This is a genomic window from Streptomyces hainanensis, assembly GCF_004348415.1.
Taxonomy (GTDB): Bacteria; Actinomycetota; Actinomycetes; order Streptomycetales; family Streptomycetaceae; genus Streptomyces; species Streptomyces hainanensis.
Genome location: NZ_SMKI01000378.1, coordinates 1 through 7,895 on the forward strand (window position 1 = coordinate 1; position 7,895 = coordinate 7,895).

Below are 7,895 nucleotides of genomic sequence, written 5' to 3' on the forward strand. Positions count from 1 at the left end.
CCTCCACCCCCACACCGGACGGTCGGCCGACGACCCCCACGCGTCCAGCCTGGTCAGCCGCCCGGAGGTGAACCCCACTCACCCATCACCACGAGGAGAAGCATGTCCCTCATCTCCCGCATGTCCAGCCGTCGCCCTGGCGCCGCCGCCGTCGCCGCGGCCGCCACCGTGGCCACCGTCGCCGCCGTCCTCACCGCGCCCACCGCGAGCGCCGCGCCCCAGCCGATCGTCGGCGGCACCACCACCACGGCCGCCGCCTACCCGTACGTGATGCAGGTCACGGACACCACCGGCTACCAGTACTGCGGCGGCACCCTGGTCACGCCGACCAAGGTGGTCACGGCGGCGCACTGCATGGAGGGCGAGGACGCCGAGGACGTCCAGGTGGTCGGCGGCCGCACCTACCGGAACGGCACCGACGGCACCGCCGTCGACGCCGCCGACATCTGGGTGCACCCGGACTACGACGGCGACACGCTCACCGACGACGTGGCGGTCATCACCCTGGCCGAGGAGATGCCCTACCAGACGCTCCCCTATGTCGGTGCCTCGGACACCGACGTCTACGCCCCCGGCAGCTCGGCGCGGATCGTCGGCTGGGGCACCACCCGGGAGAACGGCCCCTCCTCCAACCAGCTCCGCACCGCCGAGGTGCCCACCGTCTCCGACGCGGACTGCGCCGACTCCTACGACGCCGACTTCGTCTCGTCGGCCATGGTCTGCGCCGGCTACCCGCTGGGCGGGGTGGACACCTGCCAGGGCGACAGCGGCGGCCCGCTGGTGCTCGACGGCCGGCTGGCCGGCGTGGTCTCCTGGGGCAACGGCTGCGCCCGCGCCGGCTACCCGGGCGTGTACACCCGGCTGACCAGCTACGCGGACGAGCTGGCCACGCAGCTCGACTCCTGACCCGCTCCGATCGCGAACACCAGCGAACGCCGGTGAGGGCCGTCGGGGCGCCGGAACACGCGCCCCGGCGGTTTCGCCGCGAGACACACGCCGGAGCTCGGCCGCCAGGTCACGCGCCGGGCGCAGCGGTGGGATCATCGACCGTACCGGCACCGTTCACTCAGGGGTCACCCTCTCGTATCCTTAGTCGCGGACGGCCTGTTTACCGTCGCGTTCAACCTGTCCGAAGCCACTGGAAGCCAGCGTGACCAAACTCTCCGTCATCGTCGCCTGTTACAACATGCAGGAATTTCTGCCCGACACCTTGCAGGCGCTCGCCCGGAACGTGGGCGACGACCGGGAGTTCATTCTGGTCAACGACCACTCCAAGGACGCCACCGGCGAGATCCTGGACCGGGCCGCGGCGCGTATCCCCGGGGTCCGGGTGATCCACCACGAGACCAACCGCGGCATCTCCCGGGTGCGCAACACCGGCATCGACGCCGCCCGCGGGCGCTGGCTGACCTTCCTCGACGGCGACGACTGGTACGCGCCGGGCTACCTCACCCAACTGATCGGCGCCGTCGAGTCGTTCGACTGCGACTTCGTGCGCACCGACCACGTCCAGGTCACCGGCACCAGCCGCACCCTGGAGCGGGCGCCGGCGCCGCGCCGCAACACGCTGCTGGACCCGCGCGACGGCATCCTGCCCACGCAGCGGAAGAGCATGGTGGACTACCCCAACGTCTGGTCCATGGTCTGCCGGCGGAACGTCTTCGACGACCTCGGCGTCCGCTTCGAGCCGAACCTGCGCACCTGCGAGGACCGGGTCTTCACCTGGCAGCTGCACCTGCGCGCGCGCTCCTACGTCTCGATAGGCCTGCACGGCCTGTTCTACCGGCGCGGCATCAGCAACTCGCTCACCCAGGTCGGCGACGAGCGGCAGCTGGACTTCATCCCGGCGCACGACCTGATCCTGGAGGAGGTGCTGGCCCACCCCGACGCGGACCGGTTCCTGCCCAAGATCGTGCGCACCTACTGCGCCATGATCGCCTTCCACATCAGCAAGGCGGACCGGCACCAGGGCGACGTGGCCCGCAGGCTGCGGCAGATGTCGGCGGAGGCGCTGCGCCGGATGCCGCAGGAGCTGCTGGACCGGACACTCGACGAGATGGGCCCCGAGCGCGGCCGGGTGCTGCGCCGCCTGCTCGGCCGGACGACGACGCGTAAGGTGGCCGCGGCCTGATGAGCACCGAAGCCACGACCGCCGCCACCACCGCCGCCGCGCGCATCCAGATCTTCGAGGTCTCCACGCTCTACGGCGCCGCCACGCTGGCCGCCGCGCTGGACGCCGGTCTCTTCGGGCCCGACGAGGCCGCCGAGGAGCGGATCCTGCTGGTGAGCAACAACTCCGCGATCCCCGAGACCTCGGTGCTGCTCTCCGAGATGACCGGCTGGGACCGGATCATCACCCGCTTCGACCGGGTGATCAGCTGGAACGACACCATCGAGCCGCACCACCCGGGCAGCTGGACCCCGCGCGAACACGACGTCCCGATATGGGAGCGGCTGCTGCGCACCGCCTGGGAGCTGCCCGACGGACCGATGGACCTGGTCGTCGAGTCGGTGCACGCCAAGCACTCCATCGCGCTCGCCGCGATCTTCGCCGACGCCGACGTGCACGTCTACGCCGACGGCCTGATGAGCTACGGCCCCACCAGGGACCGGCTCAACTGGAACACCGCCTGCCGGATCCAGCGGCTGATCCACCTCGACCTGGTGCCCGGCCTGACGCCGATGCTGCTCACCGACTACGGCGTGCCGGCCGAGACGGTGCCGAACGAGGCGTTCCGGGCCGTGCTCGACGAGATCAGCGCGGCCGAGGGCGACCGGTCCGCGCTGGCCGCCCTCGAGGAGGCGGAGCAGGAGCCCACCGCGGTCATCCTCGGCCAGTACCTGGCCGCGCTGAACATCCTGGAGCCGGCCGAGGAGGAGGAGCTGCACGCGCGCATGCTGCGCGGTGCCGCCGCGGCCGGCTGCCAGTCCGTGGTCTTCAAGCCGCACCCGACGGCGCCCGTCCGCTACTCCAAGGCACTGGAGAAGGCGGCGGCCGAGGTCGGGGTGCGGCTCACCGTGCTCGACTCGCCGATGCTCGCCGAGACGGTGTTCCACCGGCTGCGGCCCGCCCTGGTGGTGGGGTGCTTCTCCACCGCGCTGCTGACGGCCGCCGCCTACTACGGCGTCCCGATCGCCCGGCTCGGCACCGGCACGGTGCTCGGGCGGATCACCCCGTACCAGAACAGCAACCGCATCCCGCTGACCATCGTCGACGCCCTGGTCCCCGACATCGAGGAGCGCCGGGCCGGCGAGGTCGTCACCGCGCGGGCGGGCGTCGGCGCCGAGCTCGGCCCGCTGGTGCGGGCCGTGGGCTACTGCATGCAGTTCAAGCGCTATCCCGAGCTGCGCGCCGAGGCCCAGGAGTGGCTGTCGGCGAACCAGGGCAGGACGGCCTCGCGCTACGTGGTGCGGGCGCGGCTCACGACGCTCGCGCTGCCGGGTGGCATCGGCGCCAGCATCACCGGTCAACTCCCGGGTGGCCGCACGGCGTTGCGCTTCGCCCGGAAGGTGCGGCGCTCCATGCGCCGCGGGTGAGGTCCCGGGGCGGCGGCAAGCCGTGCGAGCCGTCGGCCCGGGTCAGCCGAGCCAACGCCGCAGGCCGAGGCGCCCCCACAACATGCTGGCCCCGTAGGACAGCACGAGGGTGACGGCCACCAACGCCACGAGTTCCAGCGCGGCGAGCGGCGCGCTCAGGTCGGCGGAGACGATCGGGACGACCACCTCCTCGACGAAGAACACGTGAACCAGGTAGGCCCCGAGCGCCGCCCCGGCCAGCCGGGAGAGCCGGGGCCGCCATCTCTCCGGCACGCGTACGCGGTTGAGCAGCAGGATCACGCAGATGGTGGCGACGCCCACGAAGAGATGGGCGTTGGGCAGCGGGTAGTGGATGGTGGTGTCGTACCAGACGGCGCCCGCCATGGAGACGAGCAGCGTGGCCACCAGCGCCCAGCGGTACCGGTGGGAGACGCGGTGCGGCAGGCCGATCAGCAGCGCGCCGCCGACCGCGTAGACCATCTGGTAGGTGCCGAAGCCCCAGCCGAAGGACGGCAGGTCGTCCCGGCCGGTGACCTCGGCCAGGGTGGCGAGGACGGCCGGCCCGGCGGCGACGCCGAGCAGCGCCAGCCCGAGCCGCCAGGGGTGCTTGCCGTTCCTGACCAGCACCATGAGCGCGAGCAGCGCCATGATGGGTATGTAGGCGTACATGAACCACAGGTGGTACGCCGGGCGTATCGAACCGAAGAACGCCTGGACGGCCAGGTCGGACGTCGGATCCTCGTTGCGGTCGCGCAGCCAGGCCCAGGCGACGTAGCCGAGGCTCCAGACGAACAGCGGCACGCTGTTGCGGACGATACGGGCCCAGATGCGCGGCTCGTCCCGTGGTGAGGCGCCCACCAGCACCGCCCAGCCGGCTATGGCGAAGAACAGCGGCACCGCGAACGCCCCCATCGCGTCCCCGATGTGTCCCACCCAGTAGACGCCGGGCCCGTTGGCCCGGTCGTCGTCGGTGGCATGGATGAGGGTGGCCGACGTGTGCGTGAAGATCACCGTGGCCGAGCCGACCAGACGCATCAGGTCGACGTCATGACGGTGTTCGCGAGGTTGCGCGACCGGTTCGCGCTGTGGCGCGGCAGCCGGTGAAGGCGAAGTGGAGACGAGCATCGTTCCGTTCACAAGATTCTCGAAAGCCGAAGGCGTTGGAGAACTTGTAGCAGATTCAACCGAACGAAAGTTCGCTTTCCCGGCTACAGCTTGGTCAACTTCGCCGTGGCGGATGCTCGTTCCACGTTCTCTCGCCCCCCGTGGCGCCCCGGCCCGGGGGGTGGCCGGGCCCGGCTCGGCTCAGCCGAGCCAGCGGCGCAGGCCGAGGCGACCCCAGAGCATGCTGGCCCCGTAGGACAGCACGAGGGTGACCGTGAGCGAGCCGAGCAGCAGCGCGGCGGCGGCCGGCCCGCTCAGGTCGGCGGAGACGAATCGGACCACCAGCTCCTCGACGAAGAACACGTGGACCAGGTAGGCGCCGAGCGCGGCCCCGGACAGCGTGGAGAGCGAGGGCCGCAGCCGCTCGGGGACGTGGACCCGGTTGAGCAGCAGGATCAGGCTGATGGTGGCCGCGCCCACGAACAGGTGGGCGTAGGGAATGGCGTAGTGGATCTGGGTGGCGTACCAGAGGGTGCCCACCATCGCCAGGACCAGGGTGGCGAGCAGGGGCCAGCGCCACCGGGCGGCCAGCCGGTTCGGCATCCCGATCAGCAGCGCGCCGCCGACCGCGTAGATCATCTGGTAGGTGCCGAAGGTCCAGCCGAAGGACGGCAGCCCGTCCCAGTCGGTGATCTCGGCCACCGTGGAGAAGACGGTCGGGCCGGCCGCGACGCCGAGCAGCGCCAGGCCGAGGCCGTAGGGGCGCTTGCCGTCCTTCACCAGCACGGCGAAGGCGAGCACGGCCACGATCGGGATGTAGGCGTACATGAACCACAGGTGGTACGCCGGGCGTATCTCGCCGAAGAACGCCTGGACGGCCAGGTCGGACGTCGGCTCCTCGTTGCGGTCGCGCAGCCAGGCCCAGGCGACGTAGGCCATGCTCCAGACGAACACCGGCACGGTGTTGCGGACGATCCGCGTCCACATCTTCCGCTCGTCCTTGGGCGGGGCGCCCACCAGCACCGCCCAGCCCGCCATGGCGAAGAACAGCGGCACCGCGAACCGGTTGGCCGCGTCCCCGATGTGCCCGACCCAGTAGGCGCCCGCCCCGTTGGCCTCCTGGCCGTCGGTGACGTGGATGAAGGTGGCCGCGGTGTGCAGGAAGATCACCGCGACCGAGCCGACGAGGCGCATCAGGTCGACGTCGTAGCGGTGTTCGCGGGTCCGCTCGGCCGGCCTGGGCGGCGCCCCGGCGGCCGGCGGAGCTGAGGTGGATGCGGACATGATTCCGATCGTGGGGTCTCGGAGTGGCAGCGGTCGTGTACCTCTGGCGCCCGCGAGCCTAACGCGGCCTCGGCCCACGACAAGGGGCGGGCGTGGCTCGGGGAGGAATCCTCACGCCCGCTCCGTCATTCCTCCCCGGCCCGGGCGTCACCGCCCGGGCTCGGTAGCGGCCAGGATCTCCTGGAGGCTGGTCTCGCGCGGCCCGGCGAAGCGGGGCGCCGGCGTGAAGGCCGCGTCCCAGGTGGCCGGGATGGCGCCCGCCATCTCCCGCAGCGAGCTGAACAGCAGCACCGGGCTGGGCCGTTCCGCCACGCCCACGCCGTGGGCATCGATCCCGGCGGCCCGGCAGAGCGCCAGCGCCCTGGGTATGTGGAACTCCTGGGAGACGAGGAGCGCCCGGGTGACACCGAACACGTCGGCCGCGCGGGCGCACGAGTTCCACGTGTTGAAGCCGGCGTGGTCGGTGACGATCCGCTCGGCCGGCACCCCGAGGCCCACCAGGTAGTCCCGCATGGCGTCCGGCTCGTTGTACTCCGCCCTGCCGTTGTCCCCGGTGACCAGCAGCGCCCGCACCCGGCCCGAGTGGTAGAGCTCGGCGCCCGCGTCCAGCCGGTGGGCCAGCCAGGCCGTGGGCTGCCCGTCGGCCCGGAGGCCGGCGCCGAAGACCACCGCGACCGGCGCGGACGGCGCGTCCCCCACGGACCGCAGCCGGTCGTGGGTGCTCGCCTGCACCCAGGTGGCCGGCAGCAGCGCGAGGACCACGGCGACCATCGCCAGCTGGAGCGCCGTGCGCCTGCCCCGGACCGTCCGCGGCAACCCGGGCCGGGGCCATGGCCGGCCTCCGGGCCGGCGCCACCACCGGGACCGCGCCTCCGGTGCAACGCTCGGTGTATCAGACTTCGTCACGCTGTTATCACGTTCCGAGCGCCGGACAAGTTCCCGTACGTCCGATCGGGTGACTAGTGTGCCCTTTCGTGATAAGTGGGCTGAGCGGAATGGACTGGGCGCTGCTCGGGGTCGGCGCGGTCCTGGTGGGGCTGGCCAAGACCTCGATCGGCGGCATCGCCGCCATCACCGTCGCGCTGTTCGCGGCCGTGCTGCCCGCGCGCGAGTCGAGCGGCGCGCTGCTGCCGCTGCTGATCGTCGGCGACATGCTCGCGGTGCGCGCCTACCGCAGGCACGTGGACTGGTCGGCGCTGCTGCGGCTCTTCCCCTCGGTGGCGGTCGGGGTGCTGCTCGGCGTCGGCTTCATCGCCGTGGTGGACGACACCGTGATGCGTCGCACGATCGGCGCGGTGCTGCTGGCCGTCGTCGTGACGCACCTGTGGCGGCGCGGGCGCACCGAACCGAGCACCGGCCGCTGGCGCGCCCTGGTGTTCGGGCTGCTCGCCGGGTTCACCACCATGGTGGCCAACGCGGGCGGCGCGGTGATGGGGCTCTACCTGCTGTCGGCGGGCTTCCCCAAGCTGGCGTTCCTCGGGACCGCCGCCTGGTTCTTCTTCATCGTCAACCTCTTCAAGGTGCCGTTCAGCGCCGGCCTCGGCCTGATCGACCAGGAGTCGCTGCTGCTCAACGCGGCGCTGGTCGGGGGCGTGGTGCTGGGCGCGGCGCTCGGTCGGCGGCTGGTCCGGCGGATCGACCAGACCAGGTTCGAGCGGCTGATCCTGCTGTTCACCGTGGTGGCCAGCCTCAACCTGCTGCGCTGACGGGGGCACTCCCCCAGCACTCCGTGCAGGGGGCACCCCCACCCGAACGAGATCCGGGGGAGGGTGCGGGACCCGGCCGGCCCGGCGACGATGGGGACATGCTGCTCGCCGACGTCGCCCGGACCTCCCGGGAGGTCGCGGCCACCCGCGCGCGGACGGCGAAGGTCGCCGCGTTGGCCCGGCTGCTCGGCGCCACGGCGCCGGCCGAGGCGCCGGTGGTCGTCACCTATCTGGCGGGCCGGCTGCCGCAGCGGAAGCTGGGGG

7 protein-coding genes and 1 pseudogene are annotated in these 7,895 nt (G+C 72.1%); 5 read left to right on the forward strand and 3 right to left on the reverse strand.

From position 1 onward, the window contains the following. The first annotated feature begins 102 nt into the window (after positions 1–102). The 3 genes from E1283_RS27460 to E1283_RS27470 all read left to right on the forward strand — a co-directional run bounded on the left by E1283_RS27460 (position 103) and on the right by E1283_RS27470 (position 3,537). Entirely contained in the window at positions 103–906 is an 804-nt protein-coding gene (locus E1283_RS27460) for a S1 family peptidase (protein WP_243745142.1), read from the forward strand. A gap of 244 nt (positions 907–1,150) precedes the next feature. Continuing rightward, positions 1,151–2,131: a glycosyltransferase family 2 protein gene (locus E1283_RS27465; protein WP_132820856.1), complete on the forward strand. Its 981-nt coding sequence runs from the start codon at positions 1,151–1,153 to the stop codon at positions 2,129–2,131. After that, positions 2,131–3,537, forward strand: coding sequence for a polysialyltransferase family glycosyltransferase (locus tag E1283_RS27470; protein ID WP_132820857.1), 1,407 nt, complete (start codon positions 2,131–2,133; stop codon positions 3,535–3,537). Before E1283_RS27465 ends, E1283_RS27470 begins: the two co-directional genes overlap by 1 nt. A gap of 42 nt (positions 3,538–3,579) precedes the next feature. Here the strand turns inward: E1283_RS27470 and E1283_RS27475 are convergent, their stop codons facing one another. From E1283_RS27475 to E1283_RS27485, 3 genes are all read right to left on the reverse strand, one after another. After that, a complete protein-coding gene (locus E1283_RS27475) occupies positions 3,580–4,572 on the reverse strand; it encodes an acyltransferase (RefSeq protein ID WP_243745143.1) in 993 nt (330 codons plus the stop codon). A gap of 270 nt (positions 4,573–4,842) precedes the next feature. Next, the gene (locus tag E1283_RS27480) at positions 4,843–5,925 is read right to left on the reverse strand and encodes an acyltransferase (protein WP_207930544.1); all 1,083 of its coding nucleotides are present in this window, start codon (positions 5,923–5,925) and stop codon (positions 4,843–4,845) included. Between the two features lie 147 nt (positions 5,926–6,072). Continuing rightward, positions 6,073–6,741, reverse strand: a complete 669-nt coding sequence (locus E1283_RS27485; RefSeq protein ID WP_243745144.1) for a SanA/YdcF family protein — start codon at positions 6,739–6,741, stop codon at positions 6,073–6,075. Positions 6,742–6,920: 179 nt separating this feature from the next. Between E1283_RS27485 and E1283_RS27490 the strand changes: the two genes are divergently transcribed. Next, positions 6,921–7,631 carry a sulfite exporter TauE/SafE family protein gene (locus E1283_RS27490; protein WP_132820859.1) on the forward strand — a complete coding sequence of 237 codons (711 nt, stop codon included), beginning with the start codon at positions 6,921–6,923 and terminating at the stop codon, positions 7,629–7,631. Positions 7,632–7,729: 98 nt separating this feature from the next. Next, a pseudogene (locus E1283_RS39060) lies at positions 7,730–7,895 on the forward strand (ATP-dependent DNA ligase); the annotation flags it as partial.